A 25,526-nucleotide genomic window follows, 5' to 3' on the forward strand; every position below is an offset into this window, starting at 1 on the left:
GCGATGGGCCGGCCACGTGCGGGAAGCGCCCCTAGTCGACCATCGAAATCCGCGTGATGCGGGGTTGGTCCGCTGCGGCGACGCTGCCGTTGGAGTCTTGGACGGGCGTCTTCTGGGCGATGGCGTCCACCACGTCCATGCCGTCCGTCACCTTGCCAAAGGCGGCGTACTGGCCGTCGAGCGAGCCCGCGTCCTCGTGCACGATAAAGAACTGGGAGCTGGCGGAGTCGTAGTCGCTGCTGCGCGCCATGCTGATGACGCCCCGCTTGTGCATGATGGGGTTCACCACCCCGTTGGCGCTGAACTCCCCCTTGATGCGGCGGTCGGAGCCGCCGGTGCCGTCTCCCTTGGGGTCTCCGCCCTGGATCATGAAGCCGCTGATTACGCGGTGGAAGGTCAGCCCGTCATAGAAGCCCGCGCCCGCAAGGTCCGCGAAGTTGCTCACGGTGACGGGGGCGGCGTTGGCGTTGAGCTCGAGTTCGATGCTGCCGAAGCCCTCGACCTCGATCTTTGCGTGGTGGGTGCCACTTCCGTAGCCGTTGTCCAGCGGCGCCGTGAGGACGCCGGATCCGCTGGCGGCCCCGTCGCCGGGGGAGCCTGCGCCGGAGTCCCCTGTGCCACTCTCGCCTGACCTCGTGGCCGTACCCGAGGCCCCACCGCAGGCAGAGAGCGCGAGTATCCCGCCCATGCCCAGGGCAAGCGAGAGGAGCGTGCGGCGGCTCATGGGAAGAAGCTCCCCACCCTGGTTGGAAATCCGGTCCTGGCTCCGCATGTCTCTCTCCCTTGGCTCGTGGCGTGGCGACCATGGTAGCGCGAGCGGGACGGAAACGCCAAACGGTGGGAAGCGCGCCAAACGGCGGGGAGGCTCGCAGGCGATGCTGTCGCACCAAACGACGACGGGCCCGCACGGATCACTCCGCACGGGCCCGCGAGGCGCGCCTCGTCCCTGCCGCGACGTCGAGACGGCGCGGCGCCAGCCTGCCTACTCGAGCTCGAAGGCCCCGGTGTAGAGCTGGTAGTAGGTGCCCTTCTGGGCGATCAGCTCGTCGTGGGTGCCGCGCTCGATGATGTGGCCGTGGTCCAGGACGATGATCGCGTCCGAGTTGCGCACGGTCGAGAGTCGGTGGGCGATGACGAAGGTGGTGCGGCCGTACATCAGGGCGTCCATGCCCTTCTGGACGATCTGCTCGGTGCGCGTGTCGATGGAGGAGGTGGCCTCGTCCAGGATCATGACGGGTGGGTCGGCCACGGCGGCTCGGGCGATGGAGAGGAGCTGCCGCTGCCCCTGCGAGAGCGAGGCGGCGTTGTCGGTGAGCATGGTGTCGTAGCCCTGGGGCAGGCGCTCGATGAAGCTGTGCGCGCCCGCGAGCTTGGCGGCGCCGATGCACTCCTCGTCGGTGGCGTCGAGCCTGCCGTAGCGGATGTTGTCCATGACGGTGCCGGTGAAGAGGTTCACGTCCTGCAGGACGATGCCCAGGGAGCGGCGCAGGTCGCCCTTGCGGATCTTGTTGATGTTGATGCCGTCGTAGCGGATCTTGCCGTCGGCGATGTCGTAGAAGCGGTTGATCAGGTTGGTGATCGTGGTCTTGCCCGCGCCTGTGGCGCCGACGAAGGCGACCTTCTGGCCGGGCTTGGCGAAGAGGGTCACGTCGTGCAGGACGGTGTGGTCGGGCGTGTAGCCGAAGTCGACGTGGGAGAGGCGCACGTCGCCCGCCAGGGGCACGTACTCCACGCTGCCGTCCCCATGGGGGTGCTTCCAGGCCCAGGTCTCGCTGCGCCGGTCGCACTCGACGAGCTCTCCGGAGGCGTCACGCTCGGTGTTGACCAGGGTCACGTAGCCCTCGTCCACCTCGGCCTCGCGGTCGAGCAGGCCGAAGATGCGCTCCGCGCCGGCAAGTCCCATGACCACGAAGTTGATCTGCTGCGACACCTGGCCGATGGAGCCGGCGAAGCGCTTGGTCAGGTTGAGGAAGGGCACCACGATGTCGATGGTGAGCGCCAGTCCCGAGATAGAGGGGTTGGGCACGTTGAGCGCCAGGAATACGCCGCCCATGAGGGCGACCGCGACGTAGGCGAGGTTGCCGAGGTTCATGAGGATGGGCATCATCGTGTTGCCGTAGATGTTGGCGCTCTTGGAAGCCTCGAAGAGCTCGTCGTTGACGACGTCGAAGTCCCGTACCATCTGGCGCTCGTGGGTGAAGACCTTGACGACCTTCTCGCCCGTCATCGCCTCCTCGGCAAAGCCCTCCGCCTTGGCGAGAGAGCGCTGCTGGGCCAGGAAGAAGTGGGCGCTCCTGCCGCCCAGCACCTTCACGGACTGCGCCATGACGGCGACCATGACCAGCACGACCACGGTCATGGGCAGGGAGTACCACAGCATGATGGCGAGCACCGACGCCATGGCCATGAGGGTCGAGAGGATGTTGGGCAGCGCCTGGCTGATGAGCTGCCTGAGCACGTCGACGTCGTTGGTGTAGTGGCTCATGATGTCGCCGTGCTGCGTGCTGTCGAAGTAGCGGATGGGCAGGTCCTCCATGTGGTCGAACATGGTGTTGCGGACCTTCATGAGGGTGCCCTGGGTCACGACGGCGGCGAGCTGCCCCTGCGCGGTGACGAAGGCGAGCCCGGTGAGGTAGAGCACGACGAGCGACGCCACGATCTGCAGGATCGGGCCGGACGCGCCCGCCCAGTCGCCGCTCTGCCAGTGCTCGGTCACGACCTGCAGCGCCTGCTGCAGGAAGATGGAGGGGAGGGACGCGATGACCGCTGCCGCGACGATGCACACGACCATGGTGACGGTCTGCACGGGATAGAAGCCGAAGACGAGCCTCAGCGTGCGTCCCAGCACCTTCATGGGGTTGGCGGGACCGTGCCCGCGGCCGCCCTCGGGCTGCGTGGCCTCGTCCGCCTTGGACGTTGCTTCTCCGCCCGCGCCTGCCTTTGCCTGCAGGTCCTTGGTGTCCTTGCTACTCATGGGACTTCGCCCCCCTTCCCTCAGCCGAGCCGTCCGAGGCAAGGGCGCCCATCTTCTGGTCGTGCGACTGCTTGTTCTGGCTGGTGTAGGTCTCGCGGTAGATGGCGTTGGTGCGCAGCAGCTCCTCGTGGGTGCCGACGGCCGAGATGCGGCCCCTGTCCAGGACCACGATGCGGTCGGCGTCTTCCACGGAGGAGGTTCGCTGGGCGATGATGATCTTGGTGGTGGAGGGGATGAAGCTCTTGAACCCGGCGCGGATGAGCTTGTCGGTCTTGGTGTCGACGGCGCTGGTGGAGTCGTCCAGAATCAGGATCTTGGGCCTCTTGAGCAGCGCGCGGGCGATGCAGAGGCGCTGCTTCTGGCCGCCCGAGACGTTGGTGCCGCCCTGCTCGATGTAGGTGTCGTACTTGTCGGGCATGAGCTGGATGAACTCGTCCGCCTGCGCGAGCCTGCACGCCTCGACGAGTTCCTCGTCGGTGGCGTCGGCGTTGCCCCAGCGCAGATTGTCCTTGATGGTGCCCGAGAAGAGCACGTTGCGCTGCAGCACCACGGCGACCTGGTCGCGCAGGGTGTCAAGGTCGTACTCGCGCACGTCGTGGCCACCCACGCGCACGCTGCCGTTGGTGACGTCGTAGAGTCGGCTGATGAGCTGGATCAGCGTGGACTTGGACGAGCCCGTGCCGCCGATGACGCCGATCACCTCCCCGCTCTTGATGTGGAGGTCGATGTCGGAGAGGGCCATGCGCTCGGCCTTCCGGGAGTACTCGAAGTCCACGTGGTCGAAGTCGACGGAGCCGTCGGGCACCTCGGTGAGGCCGCCCTCGGGGCTGGTGAGGTCGCTCTTCTCGAGCAGGACCTCACAGATGCGCCGCGCGCTCTCCTCGGACATGGTGATCATCACGAAGACCATCGAGAACATCATGAGGCTCATGAGCATCGAGAAGCCGTAGGTGATGAGGGCCGAGAGCTGCCCCACGTTCATGAGGGCACCCTGGCTCTGGATGATGGCGCGCGAGCCGAAGAAGATGACCACGGTGTAGATGACGTCGATGGCCAGGGTCATGATGGGGGCGTTGAAGGCCAGCAGGCGTTCGACATGCACGAAGTCGTGGTAGAGGTTGCCGGAGGCCTGCTTGAACTTCTGCTTCTCGAACTCTTCGCGGACGAAGGACTTGACCACGCGGATGCCCGACACGTTTTCCTCGACGGAGTCGTTGAGGCGGTCGTACTCGCGGAAGACGCGCCTGAACATGGGCATGACCTTGACCGCGATCCCGAAGAGGAAGAAGCCGAGGAGAATGGCCACGACGACGTAGATGGCGGCCATGCTGCCGCCCGTTATGAAGGCCATGACGATGGCGAAGACCAGCATCAGCGGGCTGCGGATGGCCGTGCGGATGAGCATCATGTAGGCCTGCTGCACGTTGGTCGTGTCGGTGGTGAGGCGCGTCACGAGCGAGCTCGTGGAGAAGCGGTCGATGTTCGAGAACGCGAAGTCCTGGATGCTCTGGAACATGTCGTGGCGGAGGTTGCGCGCGAAGCCGGTGGCCGCGACGGAGCAGGTGTAGCCCGCACCCGCGCCGAAGGCGAGGGACGCCAGGGCGAGCCCCACCAGGATGAGCGCGTAGCGGACGATGACGTCCATGCCCGCGCCGAGGTTGAGCTGGTCGATGAGCTGGGCGGTCATGAAGGGGATGATGCACTCGATGACCACCTCGCCCACGACGAGTATGGGCGTCCACACGGAGGTGGACTTGAACTCCCTGACGCTGCCGCCCAGGGTAGAGAGGATCTGGCCGTAGCTCAGGCCCGGCATCGCCTTCTCCTCGTTACTCATTCCCTGCCTCCCTCTCCTTCTGCTCGATGAGCTTCCAGTGCTCCATGAGCCGGTCGAGGTCGTCCGCGAGCTCGAGGCGCCGCGCCTGGTCGAGCGGCTCGAAGGCCTCGCGCTCGAAGTCGATCTTCTTGCGCGCGACCTCGCAGGCGAGCTCGCGGCCCGCCTCGGTGAGGGCTATGTTGAGCTGGCGCTTGTCCTGCTCCGAGCGGGTGCGGACGACCAGTCCCTCTCCCTCGAGCTTCGCGAGCACCTCCGAGAGGGCGGCGGAGCTTATGCCCACGCTCTCCTGCAGCTCGCGCTGGGTGAGCTGGCCCCCGCAGTGCAGCAGGCGCACGAGGACGAACTGCTTGCCGCCCCGCCCTCCCGCGTGCACGTGCAGGAAGTGGCCGAAGTAGCCGAGGCGGCGCAGGATGCGTCGCTCGACGGACTTCGATGCCTCCTCCAGCTCCCTGTTCATCTCGTCTTCCGTGGTCACCAGATTCCTTCCTCGCGTTGTTTGACCTGAGGGATGGTAGGTACCTAGCAAATCGATGTCAAGGTACCTAGGAATCATTTGAGAGGTACCTTGCAATCTTCACATTGCAGCCTCGGCGTCGTGGCCCCCGTCGTCGTGGCGCCGGCGTCGTGGCACCCGTCCGCTCCCGCCATCGACCTCCCCCTGCGTTCTCTATGCCATTCTCTGAAATCGATCATGTAAAACCCCAGTTGGGAGAGATCCAGGTTCAGGAATTTGCATAGAGAAGGAGCCGAGGTTCAGGAAGTGGCATAGAGAACGGCAGCTCTGCGCACGCGTCGTGCCCGATGGCGTCCAACGCGTGCGAATCCCATCCGAAAGCGTCCAACGCGTCTGGGGCGCTCGCAACGCCCCAGGTCACCGGAACCGCTCAGACGCGTTGGACGCTGCGGGGAAATTGCGACCAATCGACGCCGTGCTCGGCCTCGGCAATCGTCACCAGGAGCTCGCGCAGGACAGCCTCGGGGGCGACCTTGGGAAGGGTGTGGTCGGCGTCCGCGACGAAGGCCAGACGCGAGCCGGGTATCGAGCGCGCGATGAGGCGGGTCTCGTCCGCGGGAATCTGGTCGAGCTCGCCTGCCATCACGCAGCAGGGGCAGGAGATCCGTCCCAGGCTCTCTGCCTCGATGTGCGGCTCGACCAGCATGAGCCGGAGGAGTTCCGCCATCTGGGCCGCCTGCCTGCGGCTGGGGGCGGGCGTTCCGTCCTCGTAGAGGGCGGACTCGTCACCCGCCGTCGCCCAGGCCTCCCACTCGCCCGCGGCCGCCGCCAGCTCGTCGTTGCCGGGGATTCCCTCGGGAGAGAGGTTGGCGCCCACCGACATGAGGGACGCGACGCGCTCCGCGTGGTCGCGCGCGAGCAGCAGCCCCTCGATCGCGCCGTCCGAGAAGCCCAGCACGTGGACGCGCGCGAGTCCGGCGGTATCGAGGACGGCGAGCGCGTCGTCCGCCATGAGCTCGTAGGTGAGCCGCGCCGTCCCGCGCGTGCTCGTGCCCTGGGCGCGCGAGTCGACGGCGACCACGGGGCGTCCGCAGGCCACGAGGGCGTCGACGAGGACGCCGAAGATGCCGTGCTCCTCTCCGTTGCCATGGAGCATGAGGACCGGCAAGACACCCGGCGTGGCGGCGTTCGCGGTGACGGCGGCGTCGGCGGCTGGCGCGTAGCAGAAGGCGGATATCCGCGCGCCGTCGGGGGTCTTGACCTGCAGACGTCTATCCAGCGGCGCCGTGGGGCGCGCGTAGGGGCGGGGGACGTGACGTTCGGGCAGGGCGGGTGCGTCGTTGCTCATGGAAGCTCCTCCTGGCTGCGTGGCTGCCCAGATTCTAGGTGAGAGGAGCGCGACCGCCGCCTTCCGCAAGGTGACGGTCGCGCTCCGATGCGCCCCGTGCAGGGGGTGACGGCTTTCGGTGGCCTTCCGCTCGGCGTGGCCTACCTGTCCTGGCTCTCGTGCCTCTCGAAGAAGTCGAAGCGGGGAGGCAGCGGCACGAGCTCGTGCTCGGAGGGCCTCTCGCCCAGTGCCTCGGCGAGCTGGGCCGGCGTCAGGAAGGCGTTCTCCCAGCTGAAGAAGTCCGCCGCGGCGAAGCCCAGACGCTTGCAGATGCGCTCGCAGCCGAAGGGCGCCGCGGGGTGCATGAGCAGGGTCGTCGTGCGCAGCGCCGCGAAGGCGTTGGCGAGCGCGTGCTCGTAGGCGGCGTCGTCACCCTTGGCGGCCTTGGACTCGTCACCCCAGCGCTTGTTGGCCATGCGGGCGAACTCCTCAGCCACGCCCAGCGCCCCGTGGGCATCGAAGCCGTGGGCGCAGCGCTCGAAGGCCAGCGTCGCCTCGCGACAGGCGGCCACGACCTCGGCGTCCGCCTCGACGGAGGGCAGCCTACCGCCGCAGACGTTCTGCGCGCCGTAGAGGCAGCTGCGCGCCAGGCGGTTGAAGATGTTGGTGAGGAAGGCGCTCTCCTTGAGGGCGGGGTCCACCACGCGCGGGTCGTCCTTGACCAGGACGTCCTCGCCGGTCCTCTTGTCCTTGTGGCTCACGCTGGTGTCATAGGGCTTGGGAGAGAAGCTCACGGCCTTCTGGTCCAGGCCCAGGCTCAGCCAGTGGCACCTCAGCTGCTCGGGAGTGTAGTTGTCGAGCAGCTCGGCGGCCATGGGCGGCTTGACCTTGCCCGAGCTGGAGGCCTTCTTGTTCATGAACAGGATGTGGTAGTTGGCCACGGGCGTGTCCTGGAAGAGCCCCCAGTCGAGCGCCTTCCAGAGCGCCGGCTGTGCCACGCAGTAGAAGTAGATGTTGTCCTGGCCGATGAACTGGTAGACGCGGGCGTCGTCGTCGCACCACCAGTCGCGCCAGTCGCGGCTGGAGTAGCGGCCCTCGTCGCTCGTGGCCAGGGCGGCCTGGGTGAAGCTGATGGGGGCCCAGAGGCTCTCGGGCCAGCACCAGACGGTGAGGCCGCCCACGCCCTCGAGCTCCGGCGCGGGCACGCCCCACTCGATGTTGCCGGTGATGCGGAAGGGCAACAGGCACTTGCCCGTGCGGAAGCGCACGCCGGCGGCCTCCAGGATGCCGCGCGCCTCGTCGCGGTCCTGCCAGCGCGAGAACTCGACGGAGAAGGACTGCTGGCCCTTCTCGGCCTCGCGCAGGGTGTGGTCGGGGAGCTGGTCGCGCGCGGCGTCGAAGGCGGCGCGGAACTTGTCCTGCACGTAGATCACGGGGGCCACGAGCGACTCGCGCACGGTCTTGGTGACGATGGGCCTGACCTGCTCGTCGAGGTCCCACTCGTCCATGAGGGCCTTGAGCTCGCCCTCGAAGGCGGGCAGGTCGAAGTACCAGTTGTCGACGGGGCGCAGCTCGGGCGTGGTGCCGGTGAGCTGGGACACGGGGCTGATGAGCTCCTCGGGGTCGAACTGATGGCCCAGGTCGCACTCGTCGGCGTAGGCCTTCTCGCTCTTGCAGCCGCGGACGGGGCAGCGGCCCTGGACCTGGCGGCCGTTGAGGAACTGCCCGGCCTCCACGTCATAGAACTGGCGGGTGCTCATCTTGTGCAGGTAGCCGCGGTCGTGCAGGCGGCGGATCAGCTCGGCGGTGAGGCGCTCGTGGAACTCGCGGGCGGGTTCGAGGCCAGAGCCGGCAAAGAGGTCGAGGCTGATGCCGTAGGCGTCGAGCGCGGACTTCTGCGCGTCGTGGTTCTCTCCCACGTAGTCCACGATCGTCCCCTGGTAGCCCTCGGCCACGCGCTTGCGGTAGCCCTCCATGATGGGGGAGCCATAGCAGTCGGTGCCCGAGACGAAGAGCACGTTCTGGGCGCCGATGCGGTCGCGCAGGAAGCGGGCGAAGAAGTCTGCGGGCACGAAGACGCCGCCGATGTGGCCGAAGTGCAGGTTCTTGTTGCCGTAGGGCATGCCGCCGGTGATGACCGCGCGGCGGGGGAAGGTGGGACGGGCGGCCTCAAGGGCCTCGCGCTCTGCTGCCATGTGGGAGTTCCTTTGCTTGTGGCTGCTGTGTAACCCCTGCAGTATCCCACAACGCGCCGGGGCGGCGGCGCGGTCGCGGGTGGGCACCGGAGTGCTAGGGCGTACCGGGGTGCCAGGGCGCATCGGTCGTCGGAGCACGCGTCCATGCGTGCCGATGGCGTCGAGCACGCCGTTGCGCACACCCACCGGCAACGAGCACGCCGTTGCGCACACCCATCGGCAGCGAGCACGCTTTTGCGCACGTCGCCTGCTGCGTTTGCCCAGTTGCTGGAGGACGGCATTGTGCGTTCGAGCGTGAAGGATTTTTGGCGCGTGCGTAGCCGCGTGCACGACGGCGACAGACGTGCGTAGCCGCGTGCACGACGGCACGGAAGGGGCGGCTTCTCTCGCCTGCATATAGAATCAAGGCGAGAATGGCACGTCAGGGGATGGTGACAACAGGGACGGCGCAAGGCGAGAGGGGGCTCCGTCCGCATCAGGGGGGTGACGACATGCGTAGGCACGGACGCGGGCGGATGGTCGTCACCGCGGCGGCCGTGGCAACTCTCGCCTGCGCCCTGTTCCTTGCCTGGCAGCTCAACTATGTCCCGCACCCCAGCCACTCCAGCGAGGAGCTGGGCATCGAGCGCTACCAAAGCCCCCGCGACACGGACGCGGACGGCGTGGACGACCAGACCGACATCCTCGAGTCCGCGCGCGCATACGTGGCGACGCGGCCGCGCTACCAGAGCCGCTACTACGCGGGAGGTTGGCCGGACGACGGCTGTGGCGTCTGCACCGACGTGGTTGCGCGGGCGCTCCTCGGGGCGGGCATCGACCTGCGCGCTCTCGTGGCGGCGGACGTCGGCGCGCATCCCGAGGCATACGGCATCGCCGCGCCCGACCCCGACATCGACTTCCGCCGCACGCAGGTGCTCACCCTCTACTTCGAGCGGAACGCGCAGGTCCTCACGACGGACCTCTCCGACGTGGCCGTCTGGCAGGGTGGGGACATCGTGATGTGGGAGGGGCATGTGGGCGTGGTCTCTGACCGGCGGCGCTCGGACGGCATGCCCTTCGTCATTCACCACTGGGGTCCCCTGCAACTGCGCTACGAGGAGGACCGGCTGGACGACTGGGGGCGCATCGTCGGCCACTACCGCTTGGGATAGCCACTGCCGCTTGGGATAGACTGGGGGAGCGGCCGCAGGGCCGACCCCGCGACGACCGAGAGGACGGCCATGTCCAAGCTGCGCGCGAACTTCCACACCCACACCACCTTCTGCGACGGCAGCGCCTCGGCCGAACAGGTGGTCGAGGCGGCCCTGGGCAAGGGCTTCGAGCAACTGGGGTTCTCGGGCCACATGGACCCAGAGATCCACATGGACTGGCCCGCCTACACGGCCGAGGTCAGGCGTCTGCAGCGGAAGTACGCAGGGCGTATCGACATCCTGATGGGCGTCGAGCTGGACAACCTCTACGATCCCGCCTGCTGCCCGGGCGCCGAGTACGTCATCGGCTCCACCCACTTCCTGGATGTGCAGACGCCCTTCCCCATGAGCGTGGACAGCAGCGAGGAGCAGCTGCGCGAGCTCTGCGAGGGCTGTTTCGACGGGGACTGGCTCGCGCTCTGCCGCGCCTACTACGAGCTCGAGGCGCAGGTGCACGACCGCACCAACTGCGACTTCGTGGGACACTTCGACCTGGTGACGCGCTTCAACGACTCCATGCGCTATGTGGACGAGACGAGTTCCGCCTACCTCGGCCCCGCGCTCGAGGCCATGGAGTGCCTGGTGGGGCAGGGCGTCCCCTTCGAGATCAACTGCGGTGCCGTCAACCGCGGGCGCAAGGCGGAGCTCTATCCGAGACACGAGCTTTTGAGTGCCCTGCACGACTTCGGCGGGGAGATTCTGATCAGCGCGGACGCCCACCAGCCCGAGCTCCTGGACGGCGGCTTCGACGTGGCGGTGGCCTCGGCGATCGACTGCGGCTTCACGCACGTGAACGTCCTGGCGCACGATGCCATGGGCGGCGTGGAGTGGCGCCAGCTCGCCCTCGACGCGCTGGCGGAGTAGGGGGGCGATGGCGACGGACGGCAGAGGCGTACCGCTCCTCCTGCACGCGTGCTGTGGGCCCTGCTCGCTGGAGCCGCTGCGGCTCCTGCGCGAGGAGGGCTTCGAGCCCACGATCTGCTGGTCCAACCCCAACATCCAGCCGGTGGCGGAGCACGACCGCAGGCTGAGGACGCTTCTCGACTGGGCGCGTGACGTCGCCCACGTGGAAGTCGTCGTCGCTGGTGACGACCGAGGGGCATGGGAGAGGGGCGTCGCTCCCGCGGGCTTCGACCGCGAGCGCCGCTGCAGGTCCTGCTATGCCCTGCGCCTGGCGGAGTCCTGTCGTGTCGCCCGAGAGCGCGGCTTCGAGTACGTCTCGACCACGCTGGCGGTCTCTCCCTACCAGCTCTTCGACGCCTGCGAGGACGTGCTGCTCGGCCTTGCCCGGGCCAACGGGCTCACGGCCGTCTGGCGAGACTTCCGCCCGCACTACGCCGAGGCGACGATCGAGTCCCGCGAGCTGGGGATGTACCGCCAGAACTACTGTGGCTGCCGCTTCTCCTCGGCCGAGGCTGCCATGGAGCGGCAGCGCGCCCGCGACGCCCGGAAGGCCGCCCGCGCCGCCCGGCGCGAGGGCAGGCTGGTGGTCGCGCCCCCGGAGTACTTCCCGGGCTAGGCCGGGGACGTTCTCACCTGGGGCTTTGCCTTTGCGCGACGCGTGGGGGCTTGGCGCCTGTTGCGGGAGGCGCGAGCCCGCCACGGGAGGCGCGAGCCCGCCGCGGGAGGCGCGAGCCCGCCGCGGGAGGCGCGAGCCCGCCACGGGAGGCGAGAAGTGGGTTGCTGCGGGACTTGCGAAGTGGGTTGCTGCGATGCTGCGGGACTTGCGAAGTGGGTGGTTTTCGGGGTGGCCTGCCATGCGGAACCACCCACATCGAGCCGCTCGCGCGAGAGGCGAGAAGTGTGTGGCCACGGTGTCATGGGAACAGCGAAGTGGGTAGCCATGCGCTGCGGGAGTGCCGAAGTGGGCGGAACTCCGGTTCGCATGTAGGCGAGAACCACCCACATCGGCCACCGCGCGCGGCAAGCAGGATGTGAGTGACGCGCCATGTGCGAAATGGGCGCCCGCGCCTCCGCAGCCCGCGCCTCCGCAGCTCGCGCCGCAGCCCGCGCCTCCGCAGCCCGCGCCGCAGCAGCCCCGGCACGCCGCTCCCTCCGACACACAACGCACGCGCCGGCACCCTATAATCTCCCCGCCACGACCCACACGGCTCGCCGGCCCTCCGCCGGCGCCGTCGCCAACAGCAAGGAACCAGCATGCCCATGCGCACCGACGACTTCGACTACCCCCTTCCCGACGAGCTCATCGCCCAGGCCCCCGCGGAGCCCCGCGACTCCTGCCGCCTCCTCGTCCTCGACCGCGAGGACGGTTCCGTCGGGCACCGCCGCTTCACCGACGTCCTCGACTACCTCGAGCCCGGCGACCTCCTCGTCGCCAACAAGACCCGCGTCCTGCCCGCGCGCCTCATGGGCCACAAGCGCGGCACCGGCGGCGTGGCCGAGACCCTCCTGCTCAGACGCCGCGAGGACCTGGACCCGCTGGGCGGCGTCTGGGAGTGCCTGGTCAAGCCGGGCAAGCGCCTGAAGCAGGGGACCGTGGTCGAGTATCGCGAGGGCGGCATCCACGCGCCCCAGGACTGGCCGGTCGTGCTCACGGGCGAGGTCATCGACTACCTGGACGAGAACCGCGGCGGGCGCCTCCTGCGCTTCGTCCCCGCCGCGGGCCTCACCCTGGACGCCGCCATCCACAAGGCGGGCCACGTGCCCCTGCCGCCCTACATCACGGAGTACGAGGGCGATCCCGAGAAGTACCAGACCGTCTACGCCATGCGGGAGGAGCACTCGGCCGCGGCGCCCACGGCGGGCCTGCACTTCACCCCCGAGCTCATGGGGCGCCTCCGCGACAAGGGCGTCAACTGGGCAAACGTCGAGCTCGAGGTGGGCATCGACACCTTCCGACTGGTGGAGGAGGACGACCCCACCCAGCACGTCATGCACACCGAGCGCTATCACGTGGGTCAGGACGTCGTCGACGCGGTGCACGCGGCCAAGGCGGCGGGGCATCGCGTGGTGGCCGTGGGCACGACCTCGGTCCGCTCGCTCGAGAGTGCCTTCGACCCCAGCGTCCCCGCCGCGAGCCCCGCGATGGTGGCCCGCCGCTTCGAGGCCGCGGCCGACTCCGCCGCGGCCCTGGACAGGGGAGACCTGGTGGAGAGGCGCGACGCCACCACCGGCCTCTACCTCATGCCAGGTTCGACCTTCCACGTGGTCGATGCCATGATCACCAACTTCCACGTGCCCCGCTCGACGCTCATGATGCTGGTCTCGGCCTTCGCCACCCGCGAGCAGATTATGTCTGCCTACCAGGCCGCCATGGACGAACGCTACCGCTTCCTGAGCTTTGGCGACGCGATGCTGATCCTCTAGCGGGCAAGCGTGGGGTAAGGGGGATGGCGGGCGAGAGGGAACGCCCCCCTGGCCGCGGGTTTGGATGCAGCGCGAAAGGCGGTCGCGGCGCGCAATCCACGCACGACCTGCGCGCAAAACCTCGTCCACCTGTCCAAACACAGAACGCCCGCGCAAACCAGGAATGGCCTGCGCGGGCGCTCAGCTTTTGGTGCCTCCACCCTCGGGCGAGAACCGCCTCCTACCGCCCCTAGCGGGCCTCCTGCCGCCCCTAGCGGGGGAGCAGCACGGCCAGCAGCACGACGAGCACGACGAGCGCCGCGAGCACCACGCCCAGGAAGAGCAAGCGCTTGGCGCGGGTGGTCTCGCGCAGGTGGCGCTCCGTGCTGGCGAGACGGGCCACCTCCGCCTCCTGGCGCTCCAGCTCGCCCTTCGCCTCGGCCACGTCGGCGCGCAGCTGGGCCGTGAGCTCCGGCGTGGCGTGGATCTGGTTGGCGTCGTCGAGGACGGCCTGCTCCGCCTCGCGCTCCTCGCGGAGCTTGGCGGCGCGCCTCTCTCCCTCGTCGAGCTCCGCCTTCGCTGCGGACATCTGCTCCTCGAGCCCCTTCTCGGCGGTGAGTGCCTCGTTGTTCATGCCCTCGAACTCCTCGCGCCGCGCGTCCGCCTCCTTGCGGGCGTCCTCGTTCTGGCGCTCCACGGTCTCGAGCGACTGCTTCTGGGTCCAGAGGTGAGTCTGGGCGTTGTCCACGAGCTGCTGGCACTCGGCGGTGACGCGGGTGACCTCGTCGCGGGCGGCGCCCAGGTGGGCCTGCTCGGCCACGACCTCGCCCTGCAGCTTGCCCAGGGCGGCGGGGGCGGCGCTGCCGTCCTTCTGCAGGGCACTGAACTCCGCCTCGATCTTCTGGAGGCGGTCCTTGGCGCTGTCAACCGCCCGGTTGGCGGCCGCGATGCGCTGCTCGCGCTTTTTCACGGCGTCGGCCATCTGCGCGTCGGCGTTCTTGACGGCGCGCCTGATGTCAGAGAGTGAGCGCGCGGTGTCGTCGGAACGCCCCTTGGTCGACTCCATGAGTTCTCGGTAGGGCCTGAGGCGCTCCTCGTTGTCCCGCCTGAGCTCGTCGAGCTGCTGCTGGAGCTGGTCGCGTCGGGCCGAGGCGGCCTGGCAGGCGTCCGCGAGCTCGGCGAGCTGGCGGTCGAGCTGCGCCAGCGCGTCGCCCTGGCGCTGGATGATGCCCTGGTAGTCGGCCTCGACCTCGTCGCGGTGGCCCAGGCGGGCGCCGTCCTCCTCGATCTGCTCCCTGAGCGCCTTGGCGCGCTCGCGGCCGGCGGAGTGCTCGCGCGACGCGGCGCGGACGTTGCGAATCGCCTCGAGCCCCTCGCGCAGCGACCTGCCGGCCTCGCGCGCGGTGCTTGCCGCGACCGAGAGGCCGGCGCCATTCTCGCCCTCGCCCTCCTGGGCGTCCTCGGGGGAGATGGTCTCGATGGGCTCCTGGGTGCCGGGTGCCTCCCGCATCCCTCGGGCCTCATCGCGCTCAGTGTTGGGCTCGTCAGCCATGGCGAGCTCCTTTCCGGTCAGGGGATAGGTGTCCCCGGCAGCTCCTCATATCCCCTCATTCTGCCCCATGGGCCTGCGCTGGCAACGCGCGCCCGGCCATCTGCCCACAATCAGCGCTTTGCGGCGAACTTCCCCGAGGCGGGACTCGGGGGGCGCATGGGCGTCGGCCGGCACGCCAGGGGAGGATTTCCGCGCGGAGGGGTCCCAACGCCACGCCAAATTCAGACCCATGGCTTATCCATGAGCCTGAATGTTTTGCTAGTATGAATCCGTAAGCAGGTCCCGCCGGGGCAACCCTGCATGATGTCAAAGGAGAGCACAATGGTTTCCAAGCAAGTGACGATCGTCAGCGCGACTGGCCTTCACGCGCGTCCGGCCTCCCAGTTCGTTCAGGTTGCCAAGCAGTACCAGAGCGCCGTCACCATCAAGGACGTCGACAAGGGTACCGCTCCCGTCAACGCCAAGTCCATCATGATGATTCTGGCCGCTGGTCTGGGCACCGGCACCAAGGTCGAGATCAGCTGCGACGGCCCCGACGAGCAGGACGCCCTGGGCGGCCTCCTCGGCATCAAGGACGGCGACGAGACCCTCTTCGGCGAGTAGACTCGCTCCCAGGGAATCGGACCCAAGCGAGCCCGGCATCCAGCCGGGCTCTTTTTTGTGAGGGCACCGGGGTCGTTGCCGTGGCGCAGGCGGGTGGGTCGCACGGGCGCGCCGTGGCTCAGGACGCTCCTGCGCTGGCCGCCGCCGTCCGCGGAGCAGGCCACGGCCAGGGCCCACGAGGAGCAAGGCGAGAGGAACGCAGATGAGCGAGGCCGTAGTGCCCAAGGACAAGTGGTTCAGCTACGACGTCGTGGCCGAGGACCCCCAGACGCACGCCCGGGCAGGCGTGCTGCACACCCCACACGGGGACGTCCCCACGCCCATCTTCATGCCCGTGGGCACCAAAGCCACGGTGAAGGGGCTCCTCCCCCAGAACCTCGAGCAGCTGGGCACCAAGATCCTCCTCGCCAACACCTACCACCTCTCGCAGCGCCCGGGCACCGGGCTCGTGGCCGAGATGGGCGGCCTGCACGAGTTCATGCAGTGGCACGGCCCCATCCTCACCGACTCGGGCGGCTTCCAGGTCTTCAGCCACGGCTCCAACGTGAGGCTGAGCGACGAGGGCGTGACCTTCCGCACCGTCGACTACGACGGCTCCTACGTGCACTGGACGCCCGAGTCCAACATGCGCATGGCCGAGGAGCTGGGTGCCGACATCGTGATGCAGCTCGACCAGTGCCCGGGCTACCCCGCGACGCGCCGCTTCGTCGAGCGGGCCGTCGACCTCTCGAGCATGTGGGCCGAGCGCTGCTGGAAGGCGCACCGGCGCGAGGACCAGGCGCTCTTCGGCATCGTCCAGGGCGGCATGCACATGGACCTGCGCCTGCGCTCGCTCGAGAGGCTCGAGTCCATGGGGGACTTCCCGGGCTACGGCATCGGCGGCTACTCGGTGGGCGAGAGCCACGAGCTCATGTTCGAGACCCTGGCGCCCCTCGCCAGTGAGCACATGCCCAAGGGCAAGCCCCGCTACCTCATGGGCGTGGGCAACCCCACCACGCTGGTCCACGGCGTCGAGTGCGGCATCGACATGTTCGACTGCGTGCTGCCCACCCGCACCGCGCGCAGCGGGACGGCCTTCTCCAGCGAGGGGCGCCTCAACTTCAGGAACGCCCGCTTCGCCCGCGACCACGGCCCCATCGACCCGGCCTGCGGCTGTCCCGTCTGCACGGGCGGCTACTCCCGCGCCTACATCCGCCACCTGGTCAAGCAGGACGAGATGCTAGGCTCCATCCTGCTCTCCATTCACAACGTCCACTACCTGCTGGACCTCATGCGACGCGCCCGCGAGGCCATCATTAGGGGAGAGTACGCCTCCTTCGTGTCCCGCTGGGACGAGCTCCCCGCCGCCAGGGACTGGTAGGGGAGGGGCTCGGACGGGCGCGCCTCGACGCTCGTCGGCGCTTCGTCAGGCGAGAGCTGCCGGCAATTCGCCCTTTGACAATTCGCCCTTTGAGGGCAAGGACACCTCCTGGCCCTCCATTTGTCGGCAGCTTTGCGGGCGAGAGCTGCCGACCAGCTCCCCTCCCCGGCCCTCCCCGGGTCCCGTCCCACGTCATCGCCCATGTCGGGCTAGAATGACGGGGTTGACTTTTTGAGAGGGGCGCCCTGCGCCCCGGGACGGGAGTGCCGATGTCGGAAGAGAAGAGCCCGGAGCGCGCCAGCGGCGTGGACCGGTGGAAGGCCACGGAGGCCGCGGGCGGGAAGCCCCGCCGCGACCGCCGCCGCAAGGGAAGGGGCACCGGTCCGCACGCGTCCGCTCATGCCCGCCGCTACCTGGGGACCCTCGTCGCCCTCGCGGTCCTGCTCGTCGCCTGCGCCGTGGGCTTCACGCCCCTGGGCGAGCGCATCACGCAGGGCCTCGACATCCGCGGGGGCGTGTCCGTGATCATGGCGGCCTCGAAGCCCGACGGCTCCGCCCCCACCGCCGACGAGATGGCCACCGCCACGAGCATCGTCCAGAGCCGCGTCAACTCCCTCGGCGCCTCCGAGACCTCCGTCCAGCAGCAGGGCACCAACTCCATCCTGATCCAGATTCCGGGCGCCACCGACGCCCAGGCGGCCATCCAGACCATCGGGCAGACGGGCAAGCTCGAGTTCGTCCGCATGGACGAGATAGGCGACGCCGACGCCCTGGCCAAGCTCAACGCGGGCTCGGAGGGCGTGCGGCTCGAAGAGGAGAGCTACACTGCCTTCCTCGACGGCTCGCACATCTCGAGCACCGCCGTGGCGCAGAGCTCCTCCTCGGCGACCGGCGACTACGTGGTCAACCTGAGCCTCGACCCCGAGGGCTCGGCCGCCTTCGCCGACGTCACCCGCGAGCTCGCGCCGCACAAGGGCCGCATCGCCATCGTGCTCGACGGCGTCGTGAACTCCGCCCCCGCCGTCCAGTCCGAGATCACGGGCGGCCAGGTCTCGATCTCGGGCAACTTCACCCTCGAGCAGGCGAAGTCGCTCAAGACCGTGCTCGACTCCGGCTCGCTGCCCGTCACGCTGACCTACTCCGAGAGCCGCGTGGTGGGCCCCACCCTGGGCCAGGACTCCCTCTCGAAGGGCGTCGTGGCCATCGCCGTGGGCGTGGCCGCGGTGGTCGTCTACCTCTTCCTCTTCTACCGCGGCCTGGGCATCCTCACCATGGGCTCGCTCGCCGTCTTCGCCCTGCTCTACCTGGGGCTCCTCGCACTGCTCTCGCACTTCGGCTCCTTCGCGCTCACGCTTCCCGGCCTTGCCGGCATGGTGCTCACCACGGGCTCGGCCGCGGACTCCTCGATACTGGTGCTCGAGCGCTTCAGGGAGGAGGTCCGCATGGGCCGCAGCATCAAGAACGCCGCCGTCTCGGGCGCGCGGCACGGCATCCTGACCTCGCTCGACGCCGACGCCGTTACCCTGGTCACGGCCCTCGCCCTCTTCCTCGTGGCCGTGGGCCCCGTCAAGGGCTTCGGCCTCACCCTGGCCTTGGGCATCGCCTGCGACGTCGTGACCATGCTCTGCTTCAAGGCGCCGGCGCTCAGGCTCCTCGCCCTCGGCCCCATCCAGCGCCATCCCGGCTTCTGGGGCATAGCCCAGGACCTCGAGGAGGCAGCCTCCGGCCAGGGGGACGCGGAGCGCCAGAGGGGGGGTGTGGCCCGTGCGTAGCCACTTCGAGCGCGAGATTCCCTTCATCCAGCACCGCCGCCAGCTCCTGGGCCTCTCCTGCGCCCTGGTCGTCCTCGCCGTGCTGGGCATCGCCCTGCGCGGCCTCGTCTTCGGCATCGAGTTCCGCGGGGGCACCGAGGTCGACTTCACCGGCACCGGCGAGCTTACGATAGAGCAGATGAGGGACGCCCTCACCGCCGCGGGCGAGGCGGACCCCACCGTCCAGACCACCGTGAGCGACGGCAGCGCGGGCTTCCTGGTGCGTTCGGACACCGTTGACCCAAGCGTCGCCAACCAGCATGCCGCCGAGGCGGCCAAGGTCCTGGGGCTCACCGACCAGAACTACACCGTCACCACCATCGGGCCCGACTGGGGCGCCGACGTGACGCGCACCTCCGCCCTGGCCTTCGGCCTGGCGATCCTGGCCATCATCGCCTTCGTGTCGATCCGCTACGAGTTCAAGATGTCCATCACGGCCGTCGTCGCGCTGGTCCACGACCTGCTCATCATCGTGGGCGTCTACGCCTGGACCCAGATTGCAATCACGCCCAACGTCGTCGCGGCGCTCCTCACGATCATGGGCTACTCGCTCTATGACACGGTGGTCGAGTTCAACCGCATGAACGAGAACGCCAAGGGCCCGCGCGACCCGCGCCACCGCACCTACTACCAGATCTGCAACTTCTCGATCAACGAGGTCATCGTCCGCACCATCAACACCACTATCACCTCGCTCGTGCCCGTCGTGGCCATGCTCGCCCTGGGCGGCGCGACCCTCAAGGACTTCGCCTTCGCCATGCTGGTGGGCGAGCTTTTGGGGACCTACTCCAGCTTCGCCGTCGCCTCGCCGCTCCTGGCCATCTGGAAGACGCGCGAGCCCAAGTGGAGGAAGCTCGAGGAGAGGTACGGAGAGGCCGCCGCCCAGGCGGCCCCGAAGGAAGCCGAGTAGCGTGGCCGGGCTCATGGGCAGCCGGCGCTGGGAGCTCTGCGCCCCGAACCCCGCCCTCGAGCGCGAGCTCTCGTCGCAGCTGGGGCTTGTGCCCCTGGTGGCGCGCGTCATGGCCGCGCGCGGCGTCGCCTCCGTCGACGAGGCGCGGGCGTTCCTCACTCCCTCCCTCGCGCGCGACTGGTGCGACCCTCTGCTCGTCCCCGGCATGGCCGACGCCGCGGGTCGCATCGAGAGGGCCGTCCGCACGGGCCAGACCGTCGCGATATTCGGCGACTTCGACGTGGACGGCATGTCCGCCACGGCCCTCCTCACCCTGGGCCTGCGCGAGCTTGGGGCGGAGGTGCACCCCTACATACCCCATCGCTTCGGCGAGGGCTACGGGCTCAGCCGCGAGGCCCTGGGCCGCGTGATCGAGGGCTGCGACCCCGACCTCGTGGTCACGGTGGACAACGGCATCGCCGCCCGCGAGGAGGTCGCCTGGCTCGTGGGACAGGGCGTCGACGTCGTGGTGACGGACCACCACGAGCCCGCCGAGCTTGTGCCCGAGGGCATACCCGTGACTGACCCCAAGCTCGCCGACGACTGCCCGAGCCGCGAGCTTGCGGGGGCCGGCGTCGCGCTCAAGCTCCTCCAGGAGCTGGGCCGGCGGCTGGGCGCCCCCGACCTCTGGCGTTCCTACACCGAGGTCGCGACCCTGGGCACGGTGTCAGACATGATGCTCCTCTCGGGAGAGAACCGCGCCCTCGTGGCCGACGGGATCTCCCGCATGCGCGAGGCGGCCCGCCCGGGCATCGTCGCCCTGGCGGCCACCGCCCGCGTGGACGTGACGACGATCACCTCCGACCAGCTGCCCTTCTCCCTTGTGCCCCGCCTCAACGCGGCGGGACGCATGGGCACCACCGACGTGGCCTTCGAGCTCCTGCTCACCGACGACCTGGAGCGCGCCCAGCAGCTCGCCGCCCGCCTCGAGCAGGTCAACTCCGAGCGGCGCGAGATAGAGGCGCAGCTCACTGAGGAGGCCATGGCCAAGGTCGACTCCTCCTTCGACGGGGGCCGCGTGGTCGTGGTCTCGGGCGAGGGCTGGCACGAGGGCGTGAAGGGCATCGTGGCGAGCCGCATGACCAACCGCTACCACGTCCCCGCCATCGTCTTCTCCATCTCGGACGGCATCGCGCGCGGCTCTGGCCGCTCGGTGGGCTCCGTGGACCTCTTCCGCGCCGTGGAGCAGTGCTCCGACCTCCTCGTCCGCTTCGGCGGGCATGCCGGTGCCGTGGGCGTCACCTGCGACGTCGCCAACCTGGACGCCTTCAGGGTGCGCCTGGGGGAGGTCATGGCGGAGCTCCCCGACTCCCAGTTCGAGGACAGGGGGGAGGTCTGCGCCCTGGTGGACCTGGCCGAGATGACCGTTCTCAACATCGAGGCGCTCGAGACGCTGCAGCCCTTCGGCCAGGGCAACAAGAAGCCGCTCCTGGGCGTGCGCGGCGTGAGCATGCGCAACCGCACCCGCGTGGGCTCCGACGGCAGCCACCTGCGCTTCGTGGCCACCGACGGCATGTCCTCGGTTCCCGCGATCATGTTCCGCGCGCCCGATATCGAGCGCGCGAACGACTGCGACGCCGCGGTCGACCTGGTCTTCGAGCCCGTGGCAGAGACCTGGCAGGGCCGCACGAAGCCCAAGCTCATGGTGAAGGACATCCTCTATCGCGACGAGCCCGAGCCTGCCCGTGAGGGGGAGGCCGGCGTGGCCGAGGAGCTCTTCTCGCATGCGTCCGAGGTACTCTCGCGCGACGAGTTCGCGGGCATCGCCGAGGCGCAGGGCTTCGTGACCAAGCTCATGGGCGTGAGCTTTGCCGGGCGCCAGGAGCTTGTGCGCGGCCTCTCCGCAGGCGACGACCTCCGGCTCGGGCGCGAGCCCCAGAACCCCGACGACCCCAACGCGATCGCGGTGTTCGACGGCTCGGGCAGGCGCCTCGGCTACCTGCGCCGCCAGATAGCGGCCGCCCTCGCGCCCCATGTGGACGCGGGACGACGCTACGAGGCGCGCGTGCTCGACGTCACCGGGGGAGACGAGCTCCGACCCACGCTGGGCGTCAACCTGCGCCTCGAGCGCGTGGCCGGAACCGAGCCGACGGGAGGGGACGCGGCCTGCGCCCCCTCGTCCGTGCGCGCCGAGCTCGCCTCGCTGGGCGCGGGCGAGCTGAGGGCGCGCCTGGTGCGCTCCCTCATCGGCGACCACGAGCTCCTTCCGGCCCAGGTCGCGGCTCTCGACCGGCTCGCCGCCGGCCGTTCCACGCTCTGCGTCATGGCGACGGGCCGCGGCAAGTCCCTCGTCTTCCACGTGCACGCCGCGATCTCGGCGCTCCGCGCCGGGAAGGCGAGCGTCTTCGTGTACCCGCTGCGCGCGCTGGTGAGCGACCAGTCCTTCCACCTCGCCGCCGCCTTCGCCAAGCTCGGCATGAGCGTGCGCGTCCTCACGGGCGAGAGCTCCCGCGGCGAGCGTGACGACGTCTTCTGCGGCCTGGCATCCGGCGCGGTGGACGTCCTCCTCACCACGCCCGAGTTCCTGGCCATCCACGCGGACCGCTTCGCCTCCTCCGGGCGCGTCGGCTTCGTGGTGGTGGACGAGGCCCACCATGCGGGCGAGACGGGCGGGCGCAGCGCCTACGCCCAGCTCCCACGGGTGTTGGAGCGGCTCGGGAACCCCGTCGCGCTGGCTGTGACCGCCACGGCCCAGGCGGGGGTCGCGCGCGAGCTCTGCCGGCTCCTCTCCATCGACGAGCGCGACGTCGTGGTGGATGCGAGCGTCCGCGACAACCTGCGTGTGCGTGACTGCCGCGAGCTCCGCGACCGTGACAGCGCCCTGGTCTCGGTCGTCGCGACGGGCATGAAGACCGTGGTCTACGTCAACTCGCGCGAGCAGTCCGTCTCGCTCGCGCGGATGCTGCGCAAGGCCGTCCCCGAGCTCGCGCGGCGCATCGCCTTCTACAACGCCGGCCTCACCCGCGCCGACCGCGGCAGGGTCGAGGACGCCTTCCGTGCGGGCGAGCTCAAGTGCATCGTGTCCACGAGCGCCTTCGGCGAGGGCGTCAACCTGCCCGACATCCGCAACGTGATGCTCTACCACATGCCCTTCGGCTCCATCGAGTTCAACCAGATGAGCGGCCGGGCGGGCAGGGACGGCCAGGACGCCTGCGTCTGGCTGCTCTTCGGCGGCAGGGACGCGCGCATCAACGAGAGGATCCTCGCCGCCTCGGCCCCGGAGCGCTCGGAGCTCGTGACGCTCTACCGGGTGCTCCGCGAGCTCGCGGACGGGCAGGCGGCGGCCACGGGCCTGAGGCTCACCAACGCCGACCTCGCCCAGGAGGCGCTCCTGCGCCATCCCGCCTCGCAGTTGGACGAGCGCGCCGTGTCGTGCGGCATCTCGGTCTTCCGGGAGCTGGGCTTCCTCTCCACGGACGGCTACGGCTCCGCCCGCCGAATTACCATGGCCCAGAGCCCCTCGCACGTCCAGCTCGACCGCTCCATTCGCTATCTTGAGGGGCTACGCCTTCGCGACGAGTTCCAGGCGTTTCGCGACTGGGCGCTCTCGAGCAGCCCGCAGGAGCTTCTCGATCGCATCAACAGGCCCATCACGCCCGGCTTCGGTGACGTGGTGGACGGCTAGGAGGTCCTGATGGCCAACGCAGACTCGGCTCCCGCCCGACGAAGGGAGACCCCGCAGGCCGACAACTGGCGGGTCCTGTGCAACACCTGCTCCGACTACCTCGACGGCGGCGAGCTCGCCCGCGTCAAGGAGGCCTATTCCTTCGCGGCCGAGTTTCACGCCGACCAGCGCAGGCGCTCGGGCGAGCCCTACATCAACCATCCCGTCGAGGTGGCGCTGATCCTGGCCAAGGACCTCAGGATGGACGGCGACTCCATCTGCGCCGCCCTCTTGCACGACACGGTCGAGGACACCCCCGCGACCCTGGCGGACATCTCGGTGCGCTTCGGCGAGACCGTGGCGGAGCTCGTCGACGGCGTCACCAAGCTCACCTCGATCCAGGTCGCCTCCATGGACGAGAAGCAGGCCCTCAACCTGCGCAAGATGTTCCTCGCCATGTCCAAGGACATCCGCGTGGTCATCATCAAGCTGGCCGACCGCCTGCACAACATGCGCACCCTGGCGGCCCTCAAGCCCGACCGCCGCGCCTTCAAGGCCCGCGAGACCATGGACGTCTACGCTCCCCTCGCGGACCGCCTGGGCATCTCGTCGGTGAAGTGGGAGCTCGAGGACCTGGCCTTCTTCTACCTCGAGCCCACCGAGTACGAGCGCGTGGCGCGCATGGTGCAGGACTCCCGCGCCCAGCGCGAGCAGGACACCGCCGAGGCCATCCGCATCCTGGACGGCGAGCTCGCGCGGGTGGGGCTCGCGGGCTACCAGATCACCGGCCGCCCCAAGCACCTCTGGTCCATCTACCAGAAGATGACGCGCAAGGGCAAGGAGTTCAGCGACATCTACGACCTCATCGCCCTGCGCGTCCTCACGCCCTCCGTGGGGGACTGCTACAGCGTGCTGGGCGCCGTCCACTCGCTCTGGCACCCGCTGCCCGGTCGCTTCAAGGACTACGTGGCCATGCCCAAGCCCAACGGCTACCGCTCGCTGCACACCACGGTCATCGGCTCTGACGCGCGCCCCATCGAGATACAAATCCGCACCTACGAGATGCACGACCAGGCGGAGTACGGCATCGCCGCCCACTGGCTCTACAAGAAGTCGGGCGGGTCGCGCGGCCAGATGTCCCAGGGCGAGCGCGAGATAGACAACCAGATCAACTGGATCCGCCGCAGCCTGGACTGGGCCGTGGACGACGACATGGGCGACGCCCACGAGTTCCTCAACAACCTGCGCGTCGACCTCTTCGAGGACGAGATATTCGTCTTCACCCCCAAGGGCGAGGTCATGAGCCTGAGGCGCGATTCCACCCCCCTCGACTTCGCCTACACCGTCCACACCGAGGTGGGCAACCACTGCGTGGGGGCCAAGGTCAACGGCTCGGTCGTTCCTCTCACCTACCGCCTCCAGAGCGGCGACAGGGTCGAGATCCTGACCAACAAGAACTCCAAGCCAAGCCGCGACTGGCTGCACCTGGTGGCGACGCCCTCCGCCAAGGCCAAGATCAGGAAGTACTTCACGACCCTCTCCAAGACCGACGACGCGGAGCAGGGGAGAAGCGACCTCGCCCACGAGCTGCGCAAGCGCGGGTACGGCATCTCGACCCAGCGGGTGCAGAGGGCCATCGACAAGGTGGTGCGCCAGCTCGACCTCGTGCGCAGCGACGACCTCTTCGCCGCCGTGGGCACGGGCAAGCTGAGCCCACGCCAGATCGCGAACCGCATCGAGGAGGCGCTGGGCGAGGCCTCCACCAAGACGGTGGAGGCGGAGCGCCAGGCGGCGCGCCGCGACGAGCGTGAGCGCGCGATGGCGGAGGACAGGCCGCTGGTCAACGCCGCGGCGCGCGCCGCCTCGGACAAGAGGCGGCGCAGCAACTGCGGCGTCGTGGCAAAGGGCGACCCGGACCTCCTGGTGCACCTGGCCCACTGCTGCAGCCCCGTCGCCGGCGACGAGATCGTGGGCTTCGTGACCCGTGGGCGCGGCGTGTCGGTGCACCGCGCGAACTGCCCCAACGTGAAGAGCCTCATGTCACATCCCGAGCGCATGATCGAGGTGGAGTGGGACGCCACCGGTGCCACCGAGTTCCAGGTCGAGATCGTGGTCGAGGCGACGGACAGGATGGGCCTGCTCAAGGACGTCACCATCGCCCTGGGGGATGGTGGTGGCAACATCCTGAGTGCCGCCACCCAGACCTCGAGCTCCGGCGCCGCCCGGCTGCGCTTCCTGATCGCCATCTCCGACGTGAGCCGGCTGGGGCCGCTGCTCGCCGCCGTCAACCGCGTGCCCAGCGTGTATGATGCCCGTCGCATCATGCCGGGCGAGGGCGCCAATCAGATGAAGAGGAGGGTCTAG

The 25,526-nt window shown here is 69.2% G+C and carries 17 protein-coding genes; 10 read left to right on the plus strand and 7 right to left on the minus strand.

All coding sequences use genetic code 11. The annotated features are described in order from the left end of the window. Positions 1-31: 31 nt before the first annotated feature. From ACMPH2_RS03595 to ACMPH2_RS03620, 6 genes are all read right to left on the minus strand, one after another. Positions 32-772, minus strand: coding sequence for a peptidylprolyl isomerase (locus ACMPH2_RS03595; protein WP_062529992.1), 741 nt, complete (start codon positions 770-772; stop codon positions 32-34). 210 nt (positions 773-982) lie between these two features. Then, a complete protein-coding gene (locus tag ACMPH2_RS03600; protein ID WP_417118651.1) occupies positions 983-2,974 on the minus strand; it encodes an ABC transporter ATP-binding protein in 1,992 nt (663 codons plus the stop codon). After that, a complete protein-coding gene (locus ACMPH2_RS03605; protein ID WP_417118652.1) occupies positions 2,967-4,811 on the minus strand; it encodes an ABC transporter ATP-binding protein in 1,845 nt (614 codons plus the stop codon). Before ACMPH2_RS03605 ends, ACMPH2_RS03600 begins: the two co-directional genes overlap by 8 nt. Continuing rightward, complete coding sequence (locus tag ACMPH2_RS03610; RefSeq protein ID WP_417118653.1) at positions 4,804-5,286, minus strand: MarR family winged helix-turn-helix transcriptional regulator; 483 nt, start codon at positions 5,284-5,286, stop codon at positions 4,804-4,806. The genes ACMPH2_RS03605 and ACMPH2_RS03610 overlap by 8 nt, the downstream gene beginning before the upstream one ends. Positions 5,287-5,695: 409 nt before the next feature. Next, a complete protein-coding gene (locus ACMPH2_RS03615) occupies positions 5,696-6,613 on the minus strand; it encodes an alpha/beta fold hydrolase (RefSeq protein WP_314639657.1) in 918 nt (305 codons plus the stop codon). A 140-nt stretch (positions 6,614-6,753) separates the two neighbouring features. Further along, positions 6,754-8,787: a class I tRNA ligase family protein gene (locus ACMPH2_RS03620; protein WP_417118654.1), complete on the minus strand. Its 2,034-nt coding sequence runs from the start codon at positions 8,785-8,787 to the stop codon at positions 6,754-6,756. A gap of 491 nt (positions 8,788-9,278) precedes the next feature. Between ACMPH2_RS03620 and ACMPH2_RS03625 the strand changes: the two genes are divergently transcribed. From ACMPH2_RS03625 to queA, 4 genes are all read left to right on the plus strand, one after another. Next, positions 9,279-9,938: a DUF1287 domain-containing protein gene (locus ACMPH2_RS03625; RefSeq protein ID WP_062529999.1), complete on the plus strand. Its 660-nt coding sequence runs from the start codon at positions 9,279-9,281 to the stop codon at positions 9,936-9,938. A 69-nt stretch (positions 9,939-10,007) separates the two neighbouring features. Continuing rightward, on the plus strand, positions 10,008-10,841 hold the full coding sequence (locus ACMPH2_RS03630) for a histidinol-phosphatase HisJ family protein (RefSeq protein WP_417118655.1): 834 nt from the start codon (positions 10,008-10,010) through the stop codon (positions 10,839-10,841). Positions 10,842-10,848: 7 nt separating this feature from the next. Beyond that, the gene (locus ACMPH2_RS03635) at positions 10,849-11,496 is read left to right on the plus strand and encodes an epoxyqueuosine reductase QueH (RefSeq protein ID WP_314639669.1); all 648 of its coding nucleotides are present in this window, start codon (positions 10,849-10,851) and stop codon (positions 11,494-11,496) included. 644 nt (positions 11,497-12,140) lie between these two features. Continuing rightward, a complete protein-coding gene (queA, locus tag ACMPH2_RS03640) occupies positions 12,141-13,304 on the plus strand; it encodes a tRNA preQ1(34) S-adenosylmethionine ribosyltransferase-isomerase QueA (protein ID WP_417118708.1) in 1,164 nt (387 codons plus the stop codon). Between the two features lie 250 nt (positions 13,305-13,554). Here the strand turns inward: queA and ACMPH2_RS03645 are convergent, their stop codons facing one another. Continuing rightward, on the minus strand, positions 13,555-14,835 hold the full coding sequence (locus tag ACMPH2_RS03645) for a coiled-coil domain-containing protein (RefSeq protein ID WP_417118656.1): 1,281 nt from the start codon (positions 14,833-14,835) through the stop codon (positions 13,555-13,557). A 321-nt stretch (positions 14,836-15,156) separates the two neighbouring features. Here ACMPH2_RS03645 and ACMPH2_RS03650 point away from each other — a divergent pair, with 321 nt between their 5' ends. The 6 genes from ACMPH2_RS03650 to ACMPH2_RS03675 all read left to right on the plus strand — a co-directional run bounded on the left by ACMPH2_RS03650 (position 15,157) and on the right by ACMPH2_RS03675 (position 25,526). Further along, positions 15,157-15,438, plus strand: a complete 282-nt coding sequence (locus ACMPH2_RS03650; protein WP_009279515.1) for an HPr family phosphocarrier protein — start codon at positions 15,157-15,159, stop codon at positions 15,436-15,438. 202 nt (positions 15,439-15,640) lie between these two features. Next, positions 15,641-16,798: a tRNA guanosine(34) transglycosylase Tgt gene (gene tgt / locus ACMPH2_RS03655; RefSeq protein WP_417118657.1), complete on the plus strand. Its 1,158-nt coding sequence runs from the start codon at positions 15,641-15,643 to the stop codon at positions 16,796-16,798. 269 nt (positions 16,799-17,067) lie between these two features. Next, the gene (gene secD, locus ACMPH2_RS03660) at positions 17,068-18,570 is read left to right on the plus strand and encodes a protein translocase subunit SecD (RefSeq protein ID WP_417118658.1); all 1,503 of its coding nucleotides are present in this window, start codon (positions 17,068-17,070) and stop codon (positions 18,568-18,570) included. Continuing rightward, positions 18,563-19,519, plus strand: a complete 957-nt coding sequence (secF, locus tag ACMPH2_RS03665; RefSeq protein ID WP_417118659.1) for a protein translocase subunit SecF — start codon at positions 18,563-18,565, stop codon at positions 19,517-19,519. Before secD ends, secF begins: the two co-directional genes overlap by 8 nt. Before the next feature lies 1 nt (position 19,520). Next, positions 19,521-23,183 (plus strand): single-stranded-DNA-specific exonuclease RecJ, encoded by a 3,663-nt coding sequence (gene recJ / locus ACMPH2_RS03670; RefSeq protein ID WP_417118660.1) that lies wholly within the window; start codon positions 19,521-19,523, stop codon positions 23,181-23,183. Between the two features lie 9 nt (positions 23,184-23,192). Next, on the plus strand, positions 23,193-25,526 hold the full coding sequence (locus ACMPH2_RS03675) for a RelA/SpoT family protein (RefSeq protein ID WP_072499663.1): 2,334 nt from the start codon (positions 23,193-23,195) through the stop codon (positions 25,524-25,526).

It is taken from the genome of Olsenella phocaeensis (assembly GCF_048189965.1).
Lineage (GTDB): Bacteria > Actinomycetota > Coriobacteriia > Coriobacteriales > Atopobiaceae > Olsenella_I > Olsenella_I phocaeensis.

Excerpts from the sequence above, each read along its gene's own strand:
- ACMPH2_RS03630 (WP_417118655.1), top strand. The coding sequence starts at position 10,008 with ATGTCCAAGCTGCGCGCGAACTTCCACACCCACACCACCTTCTGCGAC.
- ACMPH2_RS03605 (WP_417118652.1), bottom strand. The coding sequence starts at position 4,811 with ATGAGTAACGAGGAGAAGGCGATGCCGGGCCTGAGCTACGGCCAGATC.
- ACMPH2_RS03595 (WP_062529992.1), bottom strand. The coding sequence starts at position 772 with ATGCGGAGCCAGGACCGGATTTCCAACCAGGGTGGGGAGCTTCTTCCC.
- ACMPH2_RS03600 (WP_417118651.1), bottom strand. The coding sequence starts at position 2,974 with ATGAGTAGCAAGGACACCAAGGACCTGCAGGCAAAGGCAGGCGCGGGC.
- ACMPH2_RS03645 (WP_417118656.1), bottom strand. The coding sequence starts at position 14,835 with ATGGCTGACGAGCCCAACACTGAGCGCGATGAGGCCCGAGGGATGCGG.
- ACMPH2_RS03635 (WP_314639669.1), top strand. The coding sequence starts at position 10,849 with ATGGCGACGGACGGCAGAGGCGTACCGCTCCTCCTGCACGCGTGCTGT.
- queA (WP_417118708.1), top strand. The coding sequence starts at position 12,141 with ATGCGCACCGACGACTTCGACTACCCCCTTCCCGACGAGCTCATCGCC.
- tgt (WP_417118657.1), top strand. The coding sequence starts at position 15,641 with ATGAGCGAGGCCGTAGTGCCCAAGGACAAGTGGTTCAGCTACGACGTC.
- ACMPH2_RS03650 (WP_009279515.1), top strand. The coding sequence starts at position 15,157 with ATGGTTTCCAAGCAAGTGACGATCGTCAGCGCGACTGGCCTTCACGCG.
- secD (WP_417118658.1), top strand. The coding sequence starts at position 17,068 with ATGTCGGAAGAGAAGAGCCCGGAGCGCGCCAGCGGCGTGGACCGGTGG.
- ACMPH2_RS03625 (WP_062529999.1), top strand. The coding sequence starts at position 9,279 with ATGCGTAGGCACGGACGCGGGCGGATGGTCGTCACCGCGGCGGCCGTG.
- ACMPH2_RS03675 (WP_072499663.1), top strand. The coding sequence starts at position 23,193 with ATGGCCAACGCAGACTCGGCTCCCGCCCGACGAAGGGAGACCCCGCAG.
- ACMPH2_RS03615 (WP_314639657.1), bottom strand. The coding sequence starts at position 6,613 with ATGAGCAACGACGCACCCGCCCTGCCCGAACGTCACGTCCCCCGCCCC.
- ACMPH2_RS03620 (WP_417118654.1), bottom strand. The coding sequence starts at position 8,787 with ATGGCAGCAGAGCGCGAGGCCCTTGAGGCCGCCCGTCCCACCTTCCCC.